Genomic DNA, 21,794 nt, shown 5'->3' on the forward strand with positions numbered 1-21,794 from the left:
ACTTGAGAAAGTTTTCTTTGAATGCATAGTTATGTGAGAAAATGGCTAAGGGAAAGTATTCCATTACATACAAAAAATAAAAAAGATGAGAGAAAAAATTTTCTCAGACGTTATATAGGGTGTAAAAGCTTTTACAAAACAATAAGGGGAATCGCTACATGAAATCAAATGAGAAAAATTTTATAAAAAGATTACAGCGGCAAAAAGAAGACGCGTTAGAATTCGTTGTCGATACATACTTACCACTCATAAAGGGGATCACGCATAAAGTTCTACTTCCCATTCAAAATGATGGACTCATAGAGGAATGTATAAACGATATATTTCTTTCCATTTGGAATAACGCAAATAAATTCCATGGAGAGCCGAGTGATTTTAAAAAGTGGATTGCAGCGATTGCGAAGTTTAAAGCAATTGATTATTACCGGAAATCGACTAAAACAGTAGAAATCATTTCAGATGAGTTTCATATCAGTACAGAAAAATCAGCAGAAGACGAATTAATCGTTATGGAAGATAGGGAAGAATTATTGAAGCTCATTAATCAATTAGAACCGCTAGATCAAAAGGTGTTCATTATGAAATATTTACTTGGTATGAAGACAGAGGAAATAGGTGACAAGTTAGGATTAACTCGGGCAGCAATTGATAATCGAGTGTACCGGGGGAAAAAGAAACTACAACAAAATGCTACGAAAATTAGTTTTGGAGGTAGTGCAATATGAAAGACATTTATGAACTATTAAATGATATTGATATAGATGAAAAAGAATTAGAAGAAATTGAGGCTTCTGAAATTGAAAAGGAAAAAGTAAAACGAAATGTAAAACAATCGATACGTACGAAGAAAAAGATGAAAAGTTGGAAGAAGGGTGTCGCTGCTGCATCTATTTTAGTAGGATTATCGGTTGCAACTCTTGGTATCGGTTTTCCTACATATGCCGGGGGATTGCCAATTGTAGGTGACATATTCCGATTTTTAGATAATGGTAGAACGGGGTTATATGAAAATTATAAGGAATTTTCGACTGAGTTGAATATGACAAAAGAGAGTAATGGGGTTAAGGTTACAATTAATGATGCTGTATTCGATGGTAGAACAATTACAATTACATATTCTATTGAGAGCGAAAAAGATTTAGGAGAGAAACCGTTCCCATTTGGAAGTCCGCAAGTTATGGGCTTTAATGGCGGAGGAGGTAGTTCGAACGTTACAAAAGTTGGAGAGGGAAAATATGTAGGTATGACTACGATGAGTGGTCATGGTAGTGAAAGGTTAGATGTTGCAAATGTTTGGTGGGATATAGAGGCAATTGAGTTGGATTATGAAGGTAATGTAATAAAGGGAAACTGGAATTTCGCACTTAGTTTAAAAGCAATGGATAGTAAGGAAGTAAAAGTTAATGGGGTTTCTGAAAATGAATTAATAAAAGTAAATATAGACAAAATGGAAGTAACCCCGATGTCATTTATCGTTTTTTTCAATCAGGAAGAATCTAAGGTATTAAGAAGTATATGGGATAGTGCGGATGTTGAGTTAGAAATAAAAGATGATTTAGGAAATCATTATGCTAGTGAAGGAAATGGCGGAAGTAGTACAGTAGCAGAGCCACATAAAAGTAGTTGGAGTGCCACCTTCCAAAAACTAAACGAAAATGCAACAAATCTTATCGTTACACCTCGCGTGCACTTGCGAGTACATACACCTGAAAATCATGGTGGAGTAGAGTATGTGAATGGGAAAGAGAAGAAAATAGAAGTGCCGAAAAAAGAAGCGAAGAGCAAAGATATTGTGTTAGATGATATTGTCATTGATTTAAAGAAATAAAAGAAAGACTGCCTAAAATCATTTAGGCAGTCTTTTTTCGTTAAGAACTAGTGACGAATAGTGCATGCGGATGCTGCGTTTTATACTCATCTTTCCACGGAATATTTAGTTGTTCCCACGATTCGCCGCTATCATTGGATTGAAAGACGCCATTGTTATTTAACGTGTAGAACGTATGTGGTTCGGCTTCATTTGTCGCAAACATCGAAATGACTGTACCGATTGCAGATGGTAATCCTTGTTGTACTTGCTGGAACGGAGTATCTTTCGTTTTTCGATAAATATAAGATTCATAAGGGATACGATGATGAGCGAGATCAGCACTTGGCGCAGCAGAAACGAGAATCGTATCACAATCAGCTGGATCGATAGCCATGCTGTATAAATAATGATGTTCAAGTCCTGCACTACATGAGATCCAACTGTTTCCATTGTTATAACTCTCAAGATAAGCACGATCAGGTCCGCCCATAAATCCGTCACCACATGATGCATAAAGGCGATTTGGTGCTTCAGGGTGCATAAGTAATTGATGAGCATCGATAGGAGCACCGAATTTTTTATCAATCCATGTATGCCCTTTATCGTTACTTTGAATAACAGCACCAGCTTCGATTGAAACGTGTATTGTATTAGGGTTATTTGGGTCAACTGTAATCCAGCGTACGTGATGGGTAAAAGGTCTAGGCGGAAATGCCCACGTATAAGAAGATAATAATGATTTCATATTTTTAAGTTCAGTCCACGTTTCACCACCATTTTCAGAGCGAAATAAAGCGCTCGGTTCTGTGCCGACATAAACGACACCATATCCGTTAACTTGTTCATTTGAGCTTATTGTTATGGAAGTGATAGAGGAGTGCAAAATACCATCTTCTTTAGGGAAATCAAAGTAACGATAAGAATCTCCAATTGGTCTCCATGAATCCCCACTATCGTCACTTAACCATAGACCTCGTCCAAATGTTCCGCAATATACACGATTCTTTTGAAATGGATCAACAGCGATACAGGTAGGTTGCATATTTTGTAAGTGATAAGTCGTTTCATAGTTATCATTGTGTTCTTTCACTACAACAAGTTCACGTTCCATACAGAGAAATAAACGTTTCATTTAAGTAACCTCCTTAAAAATTCTTTCATTAGTAAACAATATGAAAATAAAAAAGAAGTAGTCTTGTTTTATTTGAGAAAAAGGGATTGTTTAAAAAATAGCGAAGTGTGTATACAGAGGAAGCGGGCGTTTACAATCAGTCAATTCGGGATAAAGATGGGGAGTTTGTTTCATACTAACATACAGATATTGTACTTAAAGGAGTATAAGTATGGGACATTCGCATGATCATGGTCATTCAAAAAATAAAAAGGCGTTACTAATTGCCTTCCTACTAACAACAAGTTTTATGATTGCAGAAGTTGTTGGGGGATTTGTAACAAATAGCTTAGCACTACTATCTGACGCGGGGCATATGCTAAGTGATGCAGTATCTTTAGCTTTAAGTTTACTTGCGTTTAAACTCGGAGAAAAAACAGCAACAACTGCGAAAACATACGGGTATAAGCGAGTCGAAATGTTAGCAGCATTATGTAACGGTGTCGTTCTTATTGTCATTTCGGTATACATTTTTATTGAAGCAATCCGTCGTTTTAAAGAACCAGTTGAGATTGCTAGTAATGGGATGCTTATTATTGCAGTCCTTGGTCTGCTTATTAATATTTTATCAGCTTGGATATTAATGAGAGGCGGAGATGTGAAAGGTAATTTGAATTTAAGAAGTGCTTTCCTGCACGTACTAGGCGATCTATTGGGTTCCGTCGGAGCGATTATTGCTGCGTTACTTATTAAATTTTTCGGATGGACTGCTGCAGATGCGATTGCTAGTATTCTTGTGTCTATTTTAGTCATTATTAGTGGATGGCGTGTAACACGTGATACGGTTCATATATTAATGGAAGGTGCACCACAGCACATAAATGTTGAAGAGGTAAAAAGTACGTTATTAAATATTCCGATTGTCAAAGAAGTTCATGATTTGCACATATGGTCTGTCACATCAGATTTTCAAGTATTAACATGTCATCTTATTATTAAAGGGAATGAAACGCAAAGTGTATTAAAAGAGGCTACGTATGTATTAAAGGAGAAATTTCATGTAGAACATGTCACCATTCAAGTAGAAATAGATGGTGAATTTAATCATGATGAGACAACTTGCAAAGTATGAAAGAAAAAGGATAAGAAAAAGTGTCATAACATTTTTCGCGCGGCATACATATATATAATGTGGCCACAAGTACTTTGCAAGGTAAATATTTCATGAAATTACTTTACTTATAAAGAGTCATCTTTTATAATCAAAAGTGGTAATTGATAGTGATTGTCATTTTCAATGATCGTAGAAAGGAGTTTTTTAAAAGATGAGTAGTCAACTCCGTTTTGCTGTTGAAAATCGTAAGAGGCATTTAATTGATGAGTTAATTGGAGCAGGTGTGTTTAAGATTCGCGACCGACAATTATACGAGCTGTCTTTAGAGGAATTGGAAAAAGAGTACGAAGATATGGAAGATTATGCAAATATTCAGGCGTAGCTATATAGATTAGTAAAAGGAGAGCTGGTTACGATTTTGTGTAACCAGCTCTCTTTTTATTTCGTAGAAATTATTTTTTGTATTTCTTTCATGGGACGGAGCCAGTTTTGGGTCATTATTTGTTCCATTTGTTTTTCGTCCTGCTTCTGTAATGCTTGAATGATAGAGTGATGTTCTTCAATAGATTGACTTGCTGGAACAAAGTTTTGGAAAAACAAATATTCAAGACGTAAAACGTGAAGTTGCATATTTTCTAGAAAGGGTTCAATATATTGGTTTTTAGCAATAGAAGAAATTGTATTGTGGAATTGTATATCTAATTCTAAAGCTTGTTTTGCGTTTTTTTTCTCTATAGATTGCTGAAAATGCTCATTTATTTCAGAAAGTAGTTGAATATCAGCGTCTGTAATGTTTTGAAGAGCTTGCTTTCCTATAATAGAGTGAAGACCAGCCATCGTTTCATAAATGATAGATACGTCGTCTAACTTAATAGGAGCAATTTTCGTTTTTTGCCCTGGTACCATTTCCACTAATCCAGAAAGCTCTAATATTTGAAGTGCTTCTCTTACAGGTGTTCTGCTTACTCCTAGTGCCTCAGCCAATTCCCCATCATTAATTTTTTCATTGGGCTTCAGTACACCTTCAATAATCCAATTTTGTAGTTGATTTAAAACGAGTGATTTTGCTGAAACTCTTCCTGGTTTTTTATAATTTTGAGGGACAGGCATAGTGAATTCAATCCTTTCATTGTATATTTTCCTTTTTTGCATGAACAAGCTTTAATTTTTGTTTCCCTTCATCCGGCTTTTGGCTTAAGATGAGCACCATTACAATGACACAAAAAGCGCCTAATAACTGAAAAGATTGAAATGGCACTTGCAATATAAGTACAGAAGAAATAATAGCTGCGAGTGGTTCTGTGCAACCAAATAATGTTGTTTCTTTCGGAGTCAGGTATCGTATGCTGTCTAAGTATAAATAAAAGGCAATAAGTGTCCCGAAAATGACGACAAATGTGATGAGCGGTAGGGTACTTAGTTTTACATATTTCATAGTTGATAATAAAATGAATTCGTTTGTAGAAATAAAGTGTACAATCGTTACACCAATACCCCCAATAATCATGCCCCATCCAACGATAACGGAGGAAGACCATTTTTCTAACAATTCCTTTGAATATAAACTATAAAAAGCGAGAGATAATCCAGATAAAATCCCCCAAATAATAGCTGGTGTAGAAACAGCCAAGTTATGGACAGACCCGTTTGTTAGTAAGAGAAAAGTGCCTACTAATGAAAGGGTAATTGAAATGAAATCAATTTTTGATGGACGAACGTTCCATTTGAAAAGTAAGTATACAGTGATGAATATAGGAGCTAAATATTGTAATAATGTTGCCACGGCAGCATTTCCTTCTTTAATTGAAGCGAAATACGTATACTGTACAGCAAGCATACCGAATAGACCAAACAAAATCATTTTAATAGCATCAGATTTTTGTTTCCAAATGCTAAATATCTCTTTTTTTCTCGTTCCGAATGAGGAAATAATGAGCAAAATAATTCCAGATATAAGTAAACGGATCGTAACTAACCATTCGGTTGAAACATTGTCATATTGAAAAAGTTGTTGTGCAGCTGTACCAGACAAGCCCCATAAACAAGCACCGATTATGACCATTATAATTCCTTTTAATCGATTTGAATCCATATGATCTAAAATTCTCCTTTCTAAAAATACAAATTGAATACAATATGCAATATATCACAGAATGACGTGTTAATAAACTGAAATTTCTAATTTGTTTTTTATGTATAGTAAAATATTGTAGAGGAGGGGGAGTATATGTTAGCTGGATTTTTAGTTTGTTTATTTGTTGGGTTACTTATCATTTTTTTAGGGTATCAAATACATGTGAAAAAGAGGTTGTTTTTGTTAGCAGGATATCAAGAAGAAACGTTTGTTGGAGATAAAAATAAATTAGCGAAGCTTTCAGGAGCATTTTCTTATATAGTTGGAGTTGCTACTATAATATTACCGCTTGGCTTAGAAAAAATAGGTAATGTAGTTGGTATCGTATATGCTATATTAATTGTTTTAGGTACAATTGTATTCATAATTAAAGCAAACCTATTAAATAAGAGTGCTATAAAGTAAAAAGGCTTCATTCTACTGAAGCCTTTTATTAATTGTTATGAAGTATAAGTAAAAGCCGGGATAGGATCAATAAATGTATTCCAGTTTTGTTGCATTTCTTTTTCTGTTAATAAACAATCATCTAATGATTGTTCAATTAAAGAACAGTTCATATCAATTCCGATAAATACGAGTTCGGTTATTCGATCTCCATATTGTTTATCCCAGTTTTTCAATACTTCTGGTTCTTCTGTAATCATTTGATTTTTTTCAGTTTCAGGTAATGCCGCTATCCATTCACCGGCTCCTTGAATTGTAATAGAGGAGCCTGCTTGAGATAGAAGCCCTATCATATTATTACGAGATGCCAACCAGAAGAATCCTTTCGCTCTTACAACATCTAAAGGCCATTTTTCTAGCCAATTCATAAGGCGCTCGGGATGGAAAGGATATTTGCGGCGGTAAACAAAAGAAGTGATACCATATTCTTCTGTTTCCGGTGTATGATGATCACTGTTTAATTCTTGTATCCAGCCGGCCGATTGACTAGCTTCTTCATAATTAAATAGATTTGTGTTTAAAATTTCTTGTAATGGTACTTTGCTAAACGAAGATTCAAGAACTTTTGCATTAGGATTTAATTTTTTTAGTAAATGATGAAGCTCTATCACATCTTCTTTTTCTAGCAAATCTATCTTATTAAGAATAATTACGTTTGCAAACTCAATTTGATCTATTAATAAATCAATAACTTCTCGGGTATCAGTCTCATCGATTGCTTGTTTTCGGTCTAATAAACTTTCTCCATCTGCAAAATCATCCCAAAATCTATTTGCATCTACAACTGTAACCATCGTATCGAGGCGACAATTTTTCGTTAAATCAATGGTAAGAACTTCGTCTGTATAAGTAAACGTTTGAGCAACTGGAATAGGCTCACTTATACCAGAAGATTCAATAATAATATAGTCAATATCACCATTTTCCACAAGACGATCCACTTCTATCATTAAATCTTCTCGTAGTGTACAACAAATACAGCCATTTTGAATTTCTACTAGTTTTTCCTCCGTACGTGAAAAACCACCCTTTTTTATAAGAGATGCATCAATGTTTACTTCGCTCATATCATTAACGATAACAGCTACTTTTAAGTTATTCTTATTAGTCAAAATGTGATGTAGTAAGGTAGTTTTTCCAGATCCTAAAAAACCACTTAATACAGTGATAGGTACTTTTTTCATGAAATGATCTCTCCTTTAAATCGTAATGATTACGTTTTATATTAAACGATAGGAAAAGAAAAATCAATAATAAATCATAATGATTACGATTTAAGAATAGAAATAGACTATAAAATTTGTGCTGTAGTATGAAGGATTTGGACAAGCACATGTTTACATATAAATAAAATGGAGGCGAGAAGCTTGGTCTTTAATAGAGTTCCAAAAGAATTAGTAGGCATAGCTCTTATCGCTATGTTTCTCTTTTTATTATTTTTTGTAGATTTTACAAGTCTAGTAAATTTGCACAAAAATATACCGCAGGAATGGCTGAATGTGAATACGGTATTTTTAAGTATCATTTTTGAAGCAATACCTTTTATTTTATTAGGGGTAATTGTTTCTTCATTTATTCAAGTGTTTGTGACGGAAGATATGATTCAAAAAGTAATGCCGAAATCTCCAATTGTTGCAATGATTCCAGCAGTATTTGTGGGAGTTCTTTTTCCAATGTGTGAATGTGTCATTATACCAATTGTAAGAAGGCTCATTCAAAAGGGGTTACCACTTCATGTAGGCATTGTTATTTTACTGAGTGCACCCATTATGAATCCAGTCGTTTTTTTATCTACTGTATATGCGTTTCAAAAAAATGATTACGTTGTATATGCACGCTTTGGGATAACAATTCTAGTTGCTCTATTCATAGGTCTAATTGTGTATTATTGCTATCGCGAAAGAAATGTTTTAAAAGACGTAGAGGTTTCAGTTCAAACAAGCAAAAAAAAGAGTTGGAAAGATGTTATGAATCACACTGTAGATGAGTTTTTTGATACTGGTAAGTATTTATTGATTGGTGCTTTTTTAGCAAGTGTATTTCAAACGTTTTTTGATCGGAATGTACTGGATGCAGTAGCACATAACGAAGTAATTGCTCCCATTATTATGATGGGGTTTGGTTATGTTTTATCAATTTGCTCTGCAGCCGATGCTTTTATAGCTGCGTCTTTTGGACATGTTTTCTCGATAAAGGCACTTCTCGCATTTCTTGTGTTTGGGCCTATGCTTGATATGAAAAATACGTTAATGCTATTTGCGTATTTTCAAAAGAGATTTGTATTCTTTTTGATGGGAATTGTCATTGTATCTGTGTATACCATCGTGCAAATCATAATGTTATAGGAGGTGAGAAAGAATGGAGAAAGAGGAGCAGAAGGCATATCATCGCTATATTCGTGGCATTATTTTAATTGGTTTAGCAATGCTCTTATTTAAACTACTTGTAACAGGGAATATTTATAATTTTATCGCTCCAAAAATGATCAAATTTACGTATATAGCTTTTGTAGTAATTTTAATTTTTGGTATTGTACAAGTTTGGGGGGATGGAAGAGAAAAACAGCATGATTATAATTGTTGTAAACATCATACAACATCAAAATCAGGGATAAAAAGTTTCTTTGTATATGTTTTATTTGTTGTTCCGATAGTTAGTGCTTTTCTCTTTGGAAGTGTAACAATTGATGGAAGTTTAGCAGGAAAAAGGGGTATGAATCAAAGTGTACAGGCGAGAAGTCTGGAAAGAAACGAAAAAGAGGGGAAACAGGTTAAGTTTGATGAGCGAGAAGTATTAGTTGATTCAGAAGAAACATCAAATTTAGCAACGACTTATAAAACGGAAGAGCAAGTAGTAAAAAGTATGTTAGGACAGCGTAAACTACAAGTAAAGGATAAGGATTATGTTGAAACAATGAATGTAATTGGTCAAAATGTTAATTGGTTTAAAGGGAAAGAAATTACATTCTTAGGGTTTATATATAAGGATAAAGATGTGACGGGTAATAAAGCAGTAGTGGCTCGATATGGCATAACTTGTTGTATTGCGGATGCATCAGTCTGGGGGATGATTGTTACCGGGAAAAATATTGAAAAAATTCCAGAAGAAACATGGGTGAAAATAACAGGATTATTAGATGAAACGACATATAAAGGAACAGTTTTTCCACTTGTAAAAGTAAACAAAATCGAGAAAATTAATAAGCCAACTGACCCATATGTATATGATGCTTTACCTCAATAGAAAAGAATAAATTCTTCATATTTTCATGAAATAGAATCATAATCAAGGCGATAAAAAAATAAAGATAAGAGTAATTTGGTTTGTTAAAAATATGTGCAGAAGGAGTTATGCGATGAACTGGGTTACTCATAAACCATCATTTGAATTTGAAACATTTAGTCCTATTATTCGGTCACAATCTGCGTGGAGTGGACATTTAGATTTTGCATATGACTTAGTACGATTTGAAAAACCAGAAACTTTAGTTGAGTTAGGTACACATTTAGGAGCTTCCTTTTTTAGTTTTTGTCAGGGAGTAAAAGATGGAGGGTTATCGACTAAATGCTTTGCAGTAGATACTTGGGCTGGAGATGGGCATACAGGTCCATATGGAGAAGGGGTTTTTCAAATAGTAGAAAAGGTAGTGAGCGATAACTACCTTAATATAGGAAATTTAATTCGATCTACTTTTGATGATGCTGTAGACCGGTTTCAAGATGAAACGATAAATCTTTTGCATATTGATGGCTATCATACGTATGAAGCTGTTTCTCACGATTATAATACATGGCTACCGAAAGTCGCGAAAAACGGTATTGTATTATTTCATGATATTGAAGTTAGAAGTAGTGATTTCGGCGTATATAAGTTTTGGGATGAGGTAAAAGCGAAGTACCCTCATTTTCAATTTGCGCATTCATATGGACTGGGAGTGTTATTTCCGAAGGGTTGTAGTGATAAGTTTGAGGAAATACTTAAAAATAAAGAAGAAATACAAAATATGTATAAATAAAGATAGGGCATGCATCATTTTTATGATGTGTGCCCTATTTTTTATGTAGAAAATAATGGTGTGAATTAAAAAGCGAAGATAGTTGTAAAAAGTTTTATTGCAGCAAATATTAAAAAAGTTAGTATGGGATTTTTCTTTGTAAATAAAGTGAAGCTTTAATACTTTCATATCAATTCGGAATTTTACAGTAGTTAATTTCTTACCTAAGTGCTTTGCACTTACTGAATTTTGAGACGGGGGTCTTATTGGCCGAAAATATCGGGATAAATAAAAATACAACATTTTTTATATTTTTCATTGCGAAAAACGTAATCTACTTTTACAATAGAAAGGGTTGTGAATATATTATACTGGAAAAATAAATCGAAATAATATGAAAATTTTGTTTTGTCTTCGCTAATTGTATATTACATACATGTAAGACGACATACGTCATGTTATCGACTTGTAAGGAGAGAAAAAAATGAAAAGTGTAAGATTACCATCGATGCTAGAAATCATAGTTCTTTTATTACTATTTCTTGCTGTTGTCTTTTCCTTCCAAACGATTTTTGATCTCCCAATTCAATTAGCGCTATTTATTTCATGGTTTTTAGTAATTGCGCTTGGATTAAGATTAGGATTTCGTTATCAAGAATTGCAAGATGCAATTACGAAAGGGATTTCTAACGGATTAGAAGCGATACTGATTTTAGTTGCAGTAGGTGCTTTAATTGGAACATGGATTGCTGGTGGGGTAGTACCAACATTAATCTATTATGGATTAGAATTTATTCACCCTAGCATATTCCTATTAGCAACATTAATTATTTGTTCTATAACTTCTATCGCAACAGGAACGTCTTGGGGAACAGTGGGAACAGCAGGTATTGCTATGATGGCGATTGGTGAAGGACTTGGTTTACCACTTCCGCTTGTTGCTGGTGCAGTTCTTTCAGGAGCTTATTTCGGCGACAAATTATCACCACTTTCTGATAGCACAGTTCTTGCAGCTTCTATGGCGAAAGTAGATGTTATTGCTCACGTTCGAGCTATGCTCGTATTAGATGTTCCAGCTTATATTATTACTAGTATTATGTTTACTGTAGCTGGTTGGATGTATGGCGGCGATAATGTAGATTTGAATCGAGTAGAATTTTTAAAAGAAGCTTTATTAAAGCAATTTGATATTAAAATATGGATGCTTGTTCCGGCGGTCATTGTTATCGTTCTATTAGCGATGAAGAAACCGTCTATGCCAACAATTGCAATGGGAGCTTTAATTGGTGCAATTTGGGCAACTCTTTTCCAAGGGATGAACTTTGGAGAGGCGATTGGAACAGCTTATAACGGATTCTCAATTCAATCTGGTGTTGAATTTGTTGACAAGTTATTAAACCGTGGTGGAATTAACGGCATGCTTGGCTCAGTAGCCGTTATTATTTTCGGTTTAGGATTTGGTGGATTACTTGAAAAACTAGGTGTTTTAAAAGTAATCGTATCAAAATTTGAGAAGAAATTAAATTCTGCAGGTAATGTAACATTGTCTACATTAATCGTGGCATTCTTAGCTAATATATTTGGTTGTGCGATGTATGTATCACTAATTTTAACACCAAAAATTATGGAAGATGGCTATGATAAATTAAAAATAGACCGTCGTGTATTAGCGCGTAACTCAGAAGTAGGTGGAACGTTAACTTCAGGTATGGTTCCATGGTCTGATAATGGTATTTTTATGGCTGGTATTTTAGGTGTAGCAACGTTCTCATACGTTCCGTTTATGTGGTTAAGCTTCGTATCGTTAATTTTAGCAGTTATTTACGGATATACAGGCAAATTCATCTGGTATGTAGATGATGCAGATAAAGGAAAGCAAGCATCATAAAATAAAAATCACCTTCTACAATATGTAGAAGGTGATTTTTTTATTTTTTAATAGCATTTGCTGAAGTTATTTCATTCTCATATTTAGCAATTTTTTGTTGTATCTTTTTTAAGTTTTTTTCAGTGTCTTGAATGAGCTGTAAGACATTTGTCTCCTGTTGTTTCATTAATTCTAACCGTTGAAAGATGGTAGATTCTCCATCCATAGACCAGTCGATAAATTGTTTTATTTTTTGAATTGGCATACCAGTGTTTTTTAAACACAAAATCATCTCTAAATATTTCAGTGCTTCTTCATCAAAAACTCGATCTCCTTTTTCGTTTCTTTGCAGAAAAGGGAACAGTCCTTGTTTATCGTAATAACGTATTTGAGAAATTGTTAAGTGTTGCATTTTGGCGACTTGTCCAATTGTATAATACATATCATTCATCCTTTTATTACCAAGGTATAATGCCATCTTTATTTAGTATTTTACCATTATAGTTTGTTTCACTTAATGCATATTTAATAATAATTTTAGCACTTTCAGTGGTTGTATGGCCACCGGGGGAATTTCCATTAAGATCCGTAGTTGTAAAACCAGGAGTTACCCCAAATACTTCTGGACCGTTAGTAGCAAATTCTTTACTAAAAGCTAATGTTAAAGCATTAATAGCTGTTTTTGAAGAATTATATCCTAGTGTATTAATTGGATGTGTTTCACCATTAGCAAACATTGTTAGTGAGGCCATGTCAGTTGTTACATTTATTATTTTACTGTTGCTTAAATTCTTTAATAATGGCGAAAAGGCTTGCATCATTTGGAAAGTTCCAAAAAAATTAACTTCAAATCCTTGGCGTAAAGTTTCAATATTTAATTCACTAGGTAGCATATTGAAGTCTAGCGCTATGCCTGCATTATTAATTAATAAATGTAAGTGATCAGTCGTTTCGTAAATTTTCTTTGTTGCTTCTTGAATGGATTGTGAATTTGAAATATCTACTTGAATATAGGAAACGTTTGAAACATTTAAAGATTCTACGGCTTGTTGTCCAAGTTGTTCATTACGAGCACCTAAAAATACGTGATAATCTTTTTCTGCTAATTGACGAACAAGTTCATATCCAATTCCTTTATTCGCACCTGTTATAAAAGCATATTTTTTCATATTGAATTCCTCCAGTAATGTTATAGTAGGTTACAATGGAAAGGATACAGCCTAAACTTAAGTTTAGGTCAAGAGGAATTTTTTTAAATAAATATAGAATATCTATATATAAGAGTGAGAATTCTTATCATTTAAGAGAAAGTCTGTTATTATAAGAGATGTAGGTATTATATTTTCAAGGGGATGAAAACATGGAGTACAGAATTGAAAGAGATACATTAGGAGAAATAAAAGTTCCAGCTGATAAATTATGGGCAGCACAAACACAACGTAGTAAAGAAAACTTTCCAATTGGAACAGAGCAAATGCCGCTTGAAATTGTAAAAGCATTTGCAATTTTAAAGAAGAGTGCAGCGCTTAGCAATCAAAAATTAGGAAAGCTATCAGAAGAAAAAGCAGAAGCAATTGTAGAAGCTGCGGATGAAGTGATTGCAGGGAAATGGAATGAACATTTTCCGCTTGTCGTATGGCAAACAGGTAGTGGTACACAGTCAAATATGAATGTGAATGAAGTAATTGCAAATCGTGGGAATCAAATTTTGAAAGAGAAGGGATCTGACGTACATATTCATCCGAATGATGATGTGAACATGTCACAAAGTTCAAATGATACATTTCCAACGGCGCTTCATGTAGCTTGTGTAATCGCAGTAGAAAATCACGTATTACCAGCAATTACGAAATTAAAAGAAACTTTAGCAGAAAAAGTAACTGCATTTGAACATATTATAAAAATTGGTCGTACACATTTACAAGATGCAACGCCGTTAACTTTAGGGCAAGAAATTAGCGGATGGCACCGTATGCTTGAAAAAACAGAGCGTATGATTGCAGAGAGCAATACATATATGAAAGAGTTAGCAATTGGTGGAACTGCGGTTGGAACAGGTATTAATGCTCATCCTAAATTTGGTGAGATGGTATCAGAGGAAATTAGTCAATTTACAGGTAAACAATTTGTTTCTGCACCAAATAAATTCCATGCATTAACGAGTCATGATGAAGTTGTATATACTCACGGCGCATTAAAAGCATTAGCTGCAGATTTAATGAAGATCGCTAACGATGTACGTTGGCTTGCAAGTGGTCCACGTAGTGGGCTTGGAGAAATTATTATTCCAGCAAATGAACCGGGAAGCTCTATTATGCCAGGTAAAGTAAATCCAACGCAAAGTGAAGCATTAACGATGGTTGTAGCGCAAGTGATGGGGAATGATGCAACAATTGGATTTGCTGCGAGCCAAGGAAACTTTGAGTTAAACGTATTTAAACCTGTTATTGCTTATAACTTCTTACAATCAGCTCACTTATTAGCGGATGCAATTGTTTCGTTTAATGACAATTGTGCAGTTGGTATTGAAGCAGATGAAGAAGTAATTAATGAAAATGTGAATCGCTCACTAATGCTTGTAACAGCGCTAAACCCACATATCGGATATGAAAATGCAGCGAAAATTGCGAAGCATGCTCATAAAGAAGGTTTAACTTTAAAAGAAGCAGCATTGCAATCTGGGCTACTAACAGAAGAGCAATTTGATGAAATTGTAGATCCAAAGAAAATGATTGCTCCAAAAGAGTAATAGAAAAAGCCAAGGTTCTGAGTATAGAATCTTGGCTTTTTTGATGTTCATTTTTATGTTTCATCTACTTGCAATACTACAAGCTTCAAAATATATTATTTGTTAGCAGGCGTATTCATTACTTTCATCTGTGGGCAGTTCTCTTTTAAGAGTGAAATGAATTTTTCTTCTTCTAGTGGTATGAAAGTGGTCACTGAGTCAAATAAATTGTAATGGATTTCTAATTGTTGTCTAGTCCATTTTTTTGAATGAAGTTTTTTACCAGAGTATTTAACGTGACGAATATCTTCAAATGGAATTTCAGTATGAAAAATGAAACCGTGTTTTACAACAAGAGATGATTCCGTTACGTTGTAGTGAGAGAAATAGAATGAAGAAAGATTCACGATATTTAGCAGCATCATGAGAGTGAAAAAAATAGAATTTTCATTTTGGAAGAATAACGAAACGAAAAAAATAATTATAAATAATGTAATGAAAATGACGTGGAATGGATTTTTTTTCGCTTTAAATTTCAAGTTAGTCACCTCGGTATACTTGTTTTTTAACTAAATTAAATCATAACATTGTGATAAAACGTGTGAATATGCAGAATTGCATATTCACACGTTTTATTATTCATGTAAAATTTCTTGATGGGATAAATTCAAAAGAAGTTTTGTAATAGTGGAGTGGCATGAAGTGACTTACAAGAATAGAAAGATAGCGTTAGTCATAATTAGTTGTATGATGATTATGAGTAGTTGTGCTAATAAATTTGTTGAAGATAGAAATCGAAAGCATACATTTGTACAAGCAAGTAAGGTTTTAGTAGAGACTGTAAATAGAATATATAAAAAGTAAAGGATGTTTTCTTATACGAAAACATCTTTTTTGTAGTTAAAATTGAATACTGAAGTTTTGGAATGAGTGAATACCAGTTCCATATTCACTAATCGCATATGCGTTCTGTGCAATTTGCTTAACGGTAAACCAAGGGTCTTGAAGAATATTCATGTTCTATTTCACATCCTATAAAATGAGGTTGTATAAATACATTCACTTTTCGTTATATCAAATCCTTTCGATAGATGTTTTTATAAAAGTTTATAAAATGGGCAAACGAAACGTTGAAATGTTTGTTTGTGTTGTGATAAGATGATGAAGTGATAATAAACGATATAGCGATTTGTTTGGTTTTTAAATAAACATTTTGAAGGAGTGTTTAGTATGAGCGATATTTCAGAGAAGTTTTGGGATGCGTCAATAGAGGAATTAAAGAAAGGGTATGTGTTTGATGAAGAAAAAGAGGGGTACATTTGCTTAGCTTGTGGTGAAACATTTATTAAAGGTGTTATTTATCAAGATAATCAAGTTTTGTATGAAGCAGAGAAGTTCGTCCAATTGCATATTCAAAATGAGCATACGTCTATGTTTGATTATTTGCTAAATATGGATAAGAAATTTACTGGATTAACGGATTTACAAAAGAAAATGGTTCAGTTTTTCTATATGGGACTGAATGATAAAGAAATTGTAAAAGAGTTGGATGGCGGAAGTACATCAACAATTCGTAATCATCGATTTACACTGCGAGAGAAAATGAAGCAAGCAAAAGTATTTTTAGCGCTAATGGAATTATCAGAAGAAAAATCAAAAGTACAAACCAAATTTGTACCAATTCATAGAACAGCAACGATGGTGGATGATCGATACAATATTACGGAAGAAGAAAATGATGAAGTATTAAAAGCTCATTTTACAGAAGGGTTAGATGGACCTCTCTCTAAATTTCCGAAGAAACAAAAGCGTAAATTAATTATATTGCGTCATTTAGTGAAGAAGTTTGATAGTAATAAAAAGTATACTGAAAAAGAAGTAAATACAGTGATAGAAAATGTATACCCTGATTTCGTAACTTTAAGAAGATATTTAATCGAATATGGATTTTTAGATCGAACAGCCGATGGAAGTCAATATTGGGTGAAGTTATAATCATATGAAAAGAAAATGAATAGAAGCACAGTATTATAACAACTATACAAAGAGATAGATATTGAAAATAGATTTTTAAGAAAAGGAGAAATGAAATTTGAAACCACCTGCAGATAACAATAAAGAAGGTGCGGAGTCACATAAGTTGGAAAGTGAGAGTAAACCAATTTGGAAATCGATGTCGATGTTTTTAGTACCGTTATTATTAAGTAATGTACTACAATCAGTTGGACAATTATTTGGTATGGTAGTAGGAAGATGGCTTGGAGTTAATGATTTAGCGGCCATATCAGCATTCTTCCCATTATTTTTCTTGCTCGTTTCATTTGTAATTGGTATCGGTTCAGGGAGCTCTATTTTAATTGGTCAGGCGTTTGGTGCTAAAAACGAAGATCGTTTAAAAGCTATCGTTGGTACGACGCTGACATTTACCTTTATTATTGGAGTTGTGTTGGCGATAATAGGAAGTATTTTTGCGATGGATATTATGCGTCTAATGGGAACGCCAGAAAATATTATTGAAATAAGTGTACATTATGCACGGATTTTATTTATATCGATGCCAGTATTATTTTTATATTTCGCATATACAACATTTATGAGAGGTACAGGAGATTCTAAAACGCCATTTTACTTTTTAATTGTAAGTACAGCACTAAATATGATTTTATTACCAGTTCTTATTTTTGGATGGTTAGGAGCTCCGAAATTAGATGTGTATGGAGCAGCCTATGCATCTGTTATATCTACAGTTATTACGTTTATTGTCATGCTTGTGTATTTAAAGAAGAAAAATCACCCATTACAACTAGATGGAACGGTTAGAAAATACCTTCGAATGGATGGGGAGTTATTAAAGCTATTGCTAAGGCTCGGTATACCGGCAAGTATAAATATGATATTAGTTTCATTATCTGAGATTGCCGTAATCGCATTTGTAAATCGTTACGGTTCGGATGCAACAGCTGCTTACGGCGTTGTGAATCAAGTTGCAAGTTATGTACAAATGCCAGCAGTTAGCCTTGGTATTACAGTTTCTATTTTTGCAGCACAATCAATTGGGGCGAATCAATTTGATCGATTGCAGAAAGTTGTGAAGGCCGGAATTATTATGAACTACGTCATCGGTGGTGTGTTAATATCTCTTATTTATTTATTCTCAAGAGACATTTTATCACTATTTTTAACGAGTCAAACTACAATTGAAATTGCTCATAGCTTAGTTATGATTACGTTATGGAGTTATTTAATTTTCGGTCATGCACAAATTATTAGTGCGACAATGCGAGCGAGCGGTACAGTACTTTGGCCAACTGTTATTGGAGTTGTTTCAATTTGGCTTGTAGAAGTACCCGTAGCATATTATCTTTCTTACCATACAAGTCTTGGAATAGAAGGCATTTGGATCGGGTATCCAGCAGCATTTATTGTCAGCTTACTATTGCAGTATGCATATTATAAGCTTTCATGGCAAAAGAAACGAATTACACGATTAGTTAGTTAAATAGAAAAATGTCCCTAAGTTATTGGACTTAGGGACATTTTTTCGTAAGTGCAGGTTTACAAATAGCTTTTTAAAGTTATATCAAAATGTTGTCTAATGAGTGTTTTATCACTCATATAAAACTCCCACGCTTTTTCCGGTTCACCGATAATCTCAAAGGATTCCTCTGTAATATATAAAGCGCAATTATCCTCCAGTGCAATTCCTTCTATATTCCCTTGATGATTTTGTAAAAAGGAATGGAAGGCGTTCATTCTGTTTAATTGATTATAATGTGGACAAAATCTTTTATTAACAATACCCCATCCGTTACTCTCTATGTAACCAGAACCTTCATAATCTGATCGGATACTAGACGTGAACCAACACATAGCACCAGCGCTATAACCAGCAATAAGTGTTCCTTGTTGCAGAGCCAATAATAATTTTTCATCAAGTCTATGTTCTTTCCATTGCGTAAGCATGTGAATATAGTTTCCGCCACCTAGATAAATTAAATCGGCTGAATGAATCATCTCCTCTATTTCATACTTAGAAGGTGAATCTGTTGTAATGCGTAAAATTTGTACTTCACAATGTAATTGTTTTTCAAACGTGTCTAAAAATAATTTTATATAGCTTTCATCATCATGACTAGCCGTTGGAATAAACAATACTTTTGGATACTGTTTATTTGTTAATTCTATAAGGCGTTCATTAATAGGCAAGTGATTTGAATCTTGTAAATCACCGCCACCAATGACAGCTAATTTCATAGTAAAGCACCACCTAATCATTTTTGTTATATAAAAATTCGATAGAAGAGAGTTACATTCCTTCCGTAATGTAATCAATAATTAGAAAATGTAGCTTAAGTATATCGGAATAGTAAAGAAACTACTGACTATATATACCAATGCATTAGAAACCATTCATTGATATACAATATTTCATACTAATGTTTCAAAAAATGGAAAAAATATGTTTAAATAGATGTAATGAAGCATTCATTCATATTGAATTTATACTTATATTTTAAAAGGGTATCGGAAATAATAGCGATTTTCTAAAACAGTTTTTACTTTTAATAGGAAGTTGTATTACAATATGGTAAAATTATTTCAATATATTTATTTAATATGAAATACAAAGAAGGAGCGTGAAAAAAGTGGATTTTCGATTTGAATTTACAACGAAGCTGAAAGAATACTTAGACGATGAGAAGGATGAAAAAATAATAAAAGATGGACATAGAGATGTAATTTTTCACTATTTATATGCGTTAGAGACTGAAATTGGCGTTGTTAAAAATCCTAATTTTACTTTTTTTGCATCAGGAAGACGTTCACATATAGTGTTAGAAAACGTTGAATTTAAAACAGAAGTAAATGTAAAAAGTAATATAATTGAAATTACAAAAATAGTGGATAATGTAGTTATTCCGTTAGATACTATCGTAGCGAAGGATCGGGAATTATTTGCCCTTGGGCGTAATGAGAAGTTTAGTGTACAAATATTAGAGCAGTATCTCTTTGATACATTTGGAGATAAGTTAGGCTTATAATGAATAGAATGTGGTACGTATTTATAGGTAGTGAATTTTAGTTTGTATTACTTGCGTTTGACCTCTCATTTAATTTGTACTACAATTCGTAGTGTGAAAGGAGTCATACGATGTTTACGCAAAACTATAGGTTAAATGAGCAAGGATTAAATCATTTCTTTGGACCGCTTGAAGCGAAGATTATGGGGATTATTTGGTCTACTGAAGGTATTACTATTAAAGAAGTCCAGCAGAAATTAAGTGAAGAATCGCCTGTGAATTTTAATACTGTTATGACAGTTATGAACAGGTTAGTAGAGAAATTACACTTAGAAAAACAGACTGTGAAAAGAAGTGGCATATATCGTGCTATACAAACGAAAGAAGAATTCTTATCCAATCAAACGAAGAAAATGACACAGGAATTAGTGGGGGAATTTGGAGATTTAGTTATAACACATATGATAGATGAGTTAGAGCAGGCTGATCCGAATTTAATAAAAAAATTAGAAGACAAATTGAATCAGTTAAAAAAAGAGGATCGATGAAATGAAATGGCAAATGCGTAAAATCGTATTGTTAGCGCTCATTGTTAGTACCCTCTTTTTCAGCTTGTTATTGTATTATGTTACATATCCATTTCTCTTTCAAAATAAGGCATTCTTCCTTTCAAAGTTTTGCTTGTTTCAGTTAGAAAAACATATGAAAGAACTATCAATGGTTCGTATTATAATAGCGGGGTTATTATTAATTACTGTATTGATTGTGTGTAAAAGAATTTGGCGGCAATTTTTCTATAGTAAAAAAGTACAAAAAGTACTTATCCCATTTATTAGAAAAGGGAAACAAATATATATACTGCCGACTGCGGAAGTTGCAGCGTTTACAATTGGATTATTCCGTCCGAAAGTTGTCATGTCGGAAGGTTTGCTTCAGACGTTTTCAGATGAAGAGATTGATGCGATTATTTTCCATGAAGAATATCATCAAAATAATTGGGATCCGCTAAAATTATTTTGTTTTACGTTATTAGCAGAAGGAATGATGTACATCCCGATATTAAAAGAATTGTTACAACGATATCATACGTATCAAGAGTTAGCAGCAGATAAATATGCGATGCAAAAAATGGAATCTTCATTTGAGTTAGGTAGCGCGTTATTAAAATTAATTAAAATAAAGACAATGGAAAATCGATGTGTTACAGCTTCATTTGCAAAAACAGCAATAAATTTACGAATCGAGCAAGTGTTAAATGAAAAGGTTGCTAAGCTTACTATTCCGTTACATATACATACGAACTCGGTATATGTAACAGTAGGGTTATTCTGTGTGTCGATTGTACTTATTGTCGGAGAGTGCATATAGCCTCTTTTTTTTAGGGTAAACACTACTCTATGTAGTGTGGATAGAGTGTTGTCATTTATATCATTATACTTTTTATCGCTATATATATCTTATTTATCATATATTACAGGTATTTTATTGTATACAAATCAAATGACGAAAATTACAGCATTCTTTATTCGTCTATTCGGTGGATTTACAGGTTTTTAAAAATGAGGAGGAAG

The 21,794-nt window shown here is 33.4% G+C and carries 25 protein-coding genes; 17 read left to right on the forward strand and 8 right to left on the reverse strand.

Going from position 1 to position 21,794, the window contains the following annotated elements; translation table 11 throughout:
• The first annotated feature begins 158 nt into the window (after nucleotides 1-158).
• Both MR169_RS14070 and MR169_RS14075 read left to right on the forward strand, forming a co-directional pair.
• Entirely contained in the window at nucleotides 159-725 is a 567-nt protein-coding gene (locus MR169_RS14070; RefSeq protein ID WP_000840006.1) for a sigma-70 family RNA polymerase sigma factor, read from the forward strand.
• Entirely contained in the window at nucleotides 722-1,828 is a 1,107-nt protein-coding gene (locus MR169_RS14075; RefSeq protein ID WP_098283167.1) for a DUF4179 domain-containing protein, read from the forward strand. Before MR169_RS14070 ends, MR169_RS14075 begins: the two co-directional genes overlap by 4 nt.
• A 40-nt stretch (nucleotides 1,829-1,868) precedes the next feature.
• Here MR169_RS14075 and MR169_RS14080 read toward each other — a convergent pair whose 3' ends face one another.
• Nucleotides 1,869-2,942: a WD40/YVTN/BNR-like repeat-containing protein gene (locus MR169_RS14080; RefSeq protein ID WP_000825299.1), complete on the reverse strand. Its 1,074-nt coding sequence runs from the start codon at nucleotides 2,940-2,942 to the stop codon at nucleotides 1,869-1,871.
• Nucleotides 2,943-3,153: 211 nt separating this feature from the next.
• On the opposite strand from MR169_RS14080, the gene MR169_RS14085 reads away from it, so the two are divergent.
• Both MR169_RS14085 and fbpA read left to right on the forward strand, forming a co-directional pair.
• Complete coding sequence (locus tag MR169_RS14085) at nucleotides 3,154-4,053, forward strand: cation diffusion facilitator family transporter (RefSeq protein ID WP_000510035.1); 900 nt, start codon at nucleotides 3,154-3,156, stop codon at nucleotides 4,051-4,053.
• A 193-nt stretch (nucleotides 4,054-4,246) separates the two neighbouring features.
• Nucleotides 4,247-4,417, forward strand: coding sequence for a Fur-regulated basic protein FbpA (gene fbpA, locus MR169_RS14090; protein ID WP_000098302.1), 171 nt, complete (start codon nucleotides 4,247-4,249; stop codon nucleotides 4,415-4,417).
• Nucleotides 4,418-4,473: 56 nt separating this feature from the next.
• Here fbpA and MR169_RS14095 read toward each other — a convergent pair whose 3' ends face one another.
• Both MR169_RS14095 and MR169_RS14100 read right to left on the reverse strand, forming a co-directional pair.
• Nucleotides 4,474-5,145 carry a GntR family transcriptional regulator gene (locus MR169_RS14095; RefSeq protein ID WP_001145065.1) on the reverse strand — a complete coding sequence of 224 codons (672 nt, stop codon included), beginning with the start codon at nucleotides 5,143-5,145 and terminating at the stop codon, nucleotides 4,474-4,476.
• Nucleotides 5,146-5,161: 16 nt separating this feature from the next.
• Nucleotides 5,162-6,127, reverse strand: a complete 966-nt coding sequence (locus tag MR169_RS14100; RefSeq protein WP_000378087.1) for a DMT family transporter — start codon at nucleotides 6,125-6,127, stop codon at nucleotides 5,162-5,164.
• A gap of 135 nt (nucleotides 6,128-6,262) precedes the next feature.
• Here MR169_RS14100 and MR169_RS14105 point away from each other — a divergent pair, with 135 nt between their 5' ends.
• Nucleotides 6,263-6,574: a DUF3784 domain-containing protein gene (locus MR169_RS14105; RefSeq protein ID WP_000879375.1), complete on the forward strand. Its 312-nt coding sequence runs from the start codon at nucleotides 6,263-6,265 to the stop codon at nucleotides 6,572-6,574.
• 35 nt (nucleotides 6,575-6,609) lie between these two features.
• On the opposite strand, the gene MR169_RS14110 is transcribed toward MR169_RS14105, so the two are convergent.
• Nucleotides 6,610-7,797: a GTP-binding protein gene (locus MR169_RS14110; protein ID WP_242319567.1), complete on the reverse strand. Its 1,188-nt coding sequence runs from the start codon at nucleotides 7,795-7,797 to the stop codon at nucleotides 6,610-6,612.
• Nucleotides 7,798-7,965: 168 nt separating this feature from the next.
• Between MR169_RS14110 and MR169_RS14115 the strand changes: the two genes are divergently transcribed.
• From MR169_RS14115 to nhaC, 4 genes are all read left to right on the forward strand, one after another.
• Nucleotides 7,966-8,958 carry a permease gene (locus tag MR169_RS14115; RefSeq protein ID WP_242319568.1) on the forward strand — a complete coding sequence of 331 codons (993 nt, stop codon included), beginning with the start codon at nucleotides 7,966-7,968 and terminating at the stop codon, nucleotides 8,956-8,958.
• A 13-nt stretch (nucleotides 8,959-8,971) separates the two neighbouring features.
• The gene (locus MR169_RS14120; RefSeq protein ID WP_242319569.1) at nucleotides 8,972-9,856 is read left to right on the forward strand and encodes a TIGR03943 family putative permease subunit; all 885 of its coding nucleotides are present in this window, start codon (nucleotides 8,972-8,974) and stop codon (nucleotides 9,854-9,856) included.
• A gap of 112 nt (nucleotides 9,857-9,968) precedes the next feature.
• Nucleotides 9,969-10,628 (forward strand): class I SAM-dependent methyltransferase, encoded by a 660-nt coding sequence (locus MR169_RS14125; RefSeq protein ID WP_001104673.1) that lies wholly within the window; start codon nucleotides 9,969-9,971, stop codon nucleotides 10,626-10,628.
• Between the two features lie 463 nt (nucleotides 10,629-11,091).
• Nucleotides 11,092-12,495 carry a Na+/H+ antiporter NhaC gene (nhaC, locus tag MR169_RS14130; protein ID WP_242319570.1) on the forward strand — a complete coding sequence of 468 codons (1,404 nt, stop codon included), beginning with the start codon at nucleotides 11,092-11,094 and terminating at the stop codon, nucleotides 12,493-12,495.
• A gap of 40 nt (nucleotides 12,496-12,535) precedes the next feature.
• Here the strand turns inward: nhaC and MR169_RS14135 are convergent, their stop codons facing one another.
• Nucleotides 12,536-12,916, reverse strand: a complete 381-nt coding sequence (locus tag MR169_RS14135) for a MerR family transcriptional regulator (protein WP_065704419.1) — start codon at nucleotides 12,914-12,916, stop codon at nucleotides 12,536-12,538.
• Between the two features lie 16 nt (nucleotides 12,917-12,932).
• Nucleotides 12,933-13,643, reverse strand: coding sequence for an SDR family NAD(P)-dependent oxidoreductase (locus tag MR169_RS14140; RefSeq protein ID WP_242319571.1), 711 nt, complete (start codon nucleotides 13,641-13,643; stop codon nucleotides 12,933-12,935).
• Nucleotides 13,644-13,834: 191 nt separating this feature from the next.
• Between MR169_RS14140 and fumC the strand changes: the two genes are divergently transcribed.
• Nucleotides 13,835-15,223: a class II fumarate hydratase gene (gene fumC / locus MR169_RS14145; RefSeq protein ID WP_000456608.1), complete on the forward strand. Its 1,389-nt coding sequence runs from the start codon at nucleotides 13,835-13,837 to the stop codon at nucleotides 15,221-15,223.
• Between the two features lie 95 nt (nucleotides 15,224-15,318).
• Here the strand turns inward: fumC and MR169_RS14150 are convergent, their stop codons facing one another.
• Complete coding sequence (locus tag MR169_RS14150; protein WP_000669070.1) at nucleotides 15,319-15,741, reverse strand: PH domain-containing protein; 423 nt, start codon at nucleotides 15,739-15,741, stop codon at nucleotides 15,319-15,321.
• A 163-nt stretch (nucleotides 15,742-15,904) separates the two neighbouring features.
• Between MR169_RS14150 and MR169_RS14155 the strand changes: the two genes are divergently transcribed.
• The 3 genes from MR169_RS14155 to MR169_RS14165 all read left to right on the forward strand — a co-directional run bounded on the left by MR169_RS14155 (nucleotide 15,905) and on the right by MR169_RS14165 (nucleotide 18,701).
• Nucleotides 15,905-16,066: a hypothetical protein gene (locus MR169_RS14155; RefSeq protein WP_000221432.1), complete on the forward strand. Its 162-nt coding sequence runs from the start codon at nucleotides 15,905-15,907 to the stop codon at nucleotides 16,064-16,066.
• Between the two features lie 366 nt (nucleotides 16,067-16,432).
• Nucleotides 16,433-17,197: a DUF2087 domain-containing protein gene (locus tag MR169_RS14160; protein ID WP_001280276.1), complete on the forward strand. Its 765-nt coding sequence runs from the start codon at nucleotides 16,433-16,435 to the stop codon at nucleotides 17,195-17,197.
• A 97-nt stretch (nucleotides 17,198-17,294) separates the two neighbouring features.
• The gene (locus MR169_RS14165; RefSeq protein ID WP_242319572.1) at nucleotides 17,295-18,701 is read left to right on the forward strand and encodes an MATE family efflux transporter; all 1,407 of its coding nucleotides are present in this window, start codon (nucleotides 17,295-17,297) and stop codon (nucleotides 18,699-18,701) included.
• A gap of 56 nt (nucleotides 18,702-18,757) precedes the next feature.
• Here the strand turns inward: MR169_RS14165 and MR169_RS14170 are convergent, their stop codons facing one another.
• A complete protein-coding gene (locus tag MR169_RS14170) occupies nucleotides 18,758-19,456 on the reverse strand; it encodes a peptidase E (protein ID WP_000762121.1) in 699 nt (232 codons plus the stop codon).
• A 392-nt stretch (nucleotides 19,457-19,848) separates the two neighbouring features.
• On the opposite strand from MR169_RS14170, the gene MR169_RS14175 reads away from it, so the two are divergent.
• From MR169_RS14175 to MR169_RS14190, 4 genes are all read left to right on the forward strand, one after another.
• Nucleotides 19,849-20,244: a DUF3942 family protein gene (locus MR169_RS14175; protein ID WP_000347526.1), complete on the forward strand. Its 396-nt coding sequence runs from the start codon at nucleotides 19,849-19,851 to the stop codon at nucleotides 20,242-20,244.
• A gap of 110 nt (nucleotides 20,245-20,354) precedes the next feature.
• Nucleotides 20,355-20,771 carry a BlaI/MecI/CopY family transcriptional regulator gene (locus MR169_RS14180; protein WP_242319573.1) on the forward strand — a complete coding sequence of 139 codons (417 nt, stop codon included), beginning with the start codon at nucleotides 20,355-20,357 and terminating at the stop codon, nucleotides 20,769-20,771.
• 1 nt (nucleotide 20,772) lies between these two features.
• A complete protein-coding gene (locus MR169_RS14185) occupies nucleotides 20,773-21,591 on the forward strand; it encodes a M56 family metallopeptidase (protein ID WP_242319574.1) in 819 nt (272 codons plus the stop codon).
• A 48-nt stretch (nucleotides 21,592-21,639) separates the two neighbouring features.
• Nucleotides 21,640-21,780, forward strand: a complete 141-nt coding sequence (locus MR169_RS14190) for a hypothetical protein (RefSeq protein ID WP_015382254.1) — start codon at nucleotides 21,640-21,642, stop codon at nucleotides 21,778-21,780.
• Nucleotides 21,781-21,794: the final 14 nt, after the last annotated feature.

It is taken from the genome of Bacillus cereus group sp. BfR-BA-01349, assembly GCF_022663795.1.
Classification (GTDB): Bacteria; Bacillota; Bacilli; order Bacillales; family Bacillaceae_G; genus Bacillus_A; species Bacillus_A cereus.

Coding starts and splice junctions, on each gene's coding strand:
- MR169_RS14070 (WP_000840006.1), top strand. CDS start 159: ATGAAATCAAATGAGAAAAATTTTATAAAAAGATTACAGCGGCAAAAA.
- MR169_RS14075 (WP_098283167.1), top strand. CDS start 722: ATGAAAGACATTTATGAACTATTAAATGATATTGATATAGATGAAAAA.
- MR169_RS14080 (WP_000825299.1), bottom strand. CDS start 2,942: ATGAAACGTTTATTTCTCTGTATGGAACGTGAACTTGTTGTAGTGAAA.
- MR169_RS14085 (WP_000510035.1), top strand. CDS start 3,154: ATGGGACATTCGCATGATCATGGTCATTCAAAAAATAAAAAGGCGTTA.
- fbpA (WP_000098302.1), top strand. CDS start 4,247: ATGAGTAGTCAACTCCGTTTTGCTGTTGAAAATCGTAAGAGGCATTTA.
- MR169_RS14095 (WP_001145065.1), bottom strand. CDS start 5,145: ATGCCTGTCCCTCAAAATTATAAAAAACCAGGAAGAGTTTCAGCAAAA.
- MR169_RS14100 (WP_000378087.1), bottom strand. CDS start 6,127: ATGGATTCAAATCGATTAAAAGGAATTATAATGGTCATAATCGGTGCT.
- MR169_RS14105 (WP_000879375.1), top strand. CDS start 6,263: ATGTTAGCTGGATTTTTAGTTTGTTTATTTGTTGGGTTACTTATCATT.
- MR169_RS14110 (WP_242319567.1), bottom strand. CDS start 7,797: ATGAAAAAAGTACCTATCACTGTATTAAGTGGTTTTTTAGGATCTGGA.
- MR169_RS14115 (WP_242319568.1), top strand. CDS start 7,966: ATGGAGGCGAGAAGCTTGGTCTTTAATAGAGTTCCAAAAGAATTAGTA.
- MR169_RS14120 (WP_242319569.1), top strand. CDS start 8,972: ATGGAGAAAGAGGAGCAGAAGGCATATCATCGCTATATTCGTGGCATT.
- MR169_RS14125 (WP_001104673.1), top strand. CDS start 9,969: ATGAACTGGGTTACTCATAAACCATCATTTGAATTTGAAACATTTAGT.
- nhaC (WP_242319570.1), top strand. CDS start 11,092: ATGAAAAGTGTAAGATTACCATCGATGCTAGAAATCATAGTTCTTTTA.
- MR169_RS14135 (WP_065704419.1), bottom strand. CDS start 12,916: ATGTATTATACAATTGGACAAGTCGCCAAAATGCAACACTTAACAATT.
- MR169_RS14140 (WP_242319571.1), bottom strand. CDS start 13,643: ATGAAAAAATATGCTTTTATAACAGGTGCGAATAAAGGAATTGGATAT.
- fumC (WP_000456608.1), top strand. CDS start 13,835: ATGGAGTACAGAATTGAAAGAGATACATTAGGAGAAATAAAAGTTCCA.
- MR169_RS14160 (WP_001280276.1), top strand. CDS start 16,433: ATGAGCGATATTTCAGAGAAGTTTTGGGATGCGTCAATAGAGGAATTA.
- MR169_RS14170 (WP_000762121.1), bottom strand. CDS start 19,456: ATGAAATTAGCTGTCATTGGTGGCGGTGATTTACAAGATTCAAATCAC.
- MR169_RS14180 (WP_242319573.1), top strand. CDS start 20,355: ATGTTTACGCAAAACTATAGGTTAAATGAGCAAGGATTAAATCATTTC.
- MR169_RS14185 (WP_242319574.1), top strand. CDS start 20,773: ATGAAATGGCAAATGCGTAAAATCGTATTGTTAGCGCTCATTGTTAGT.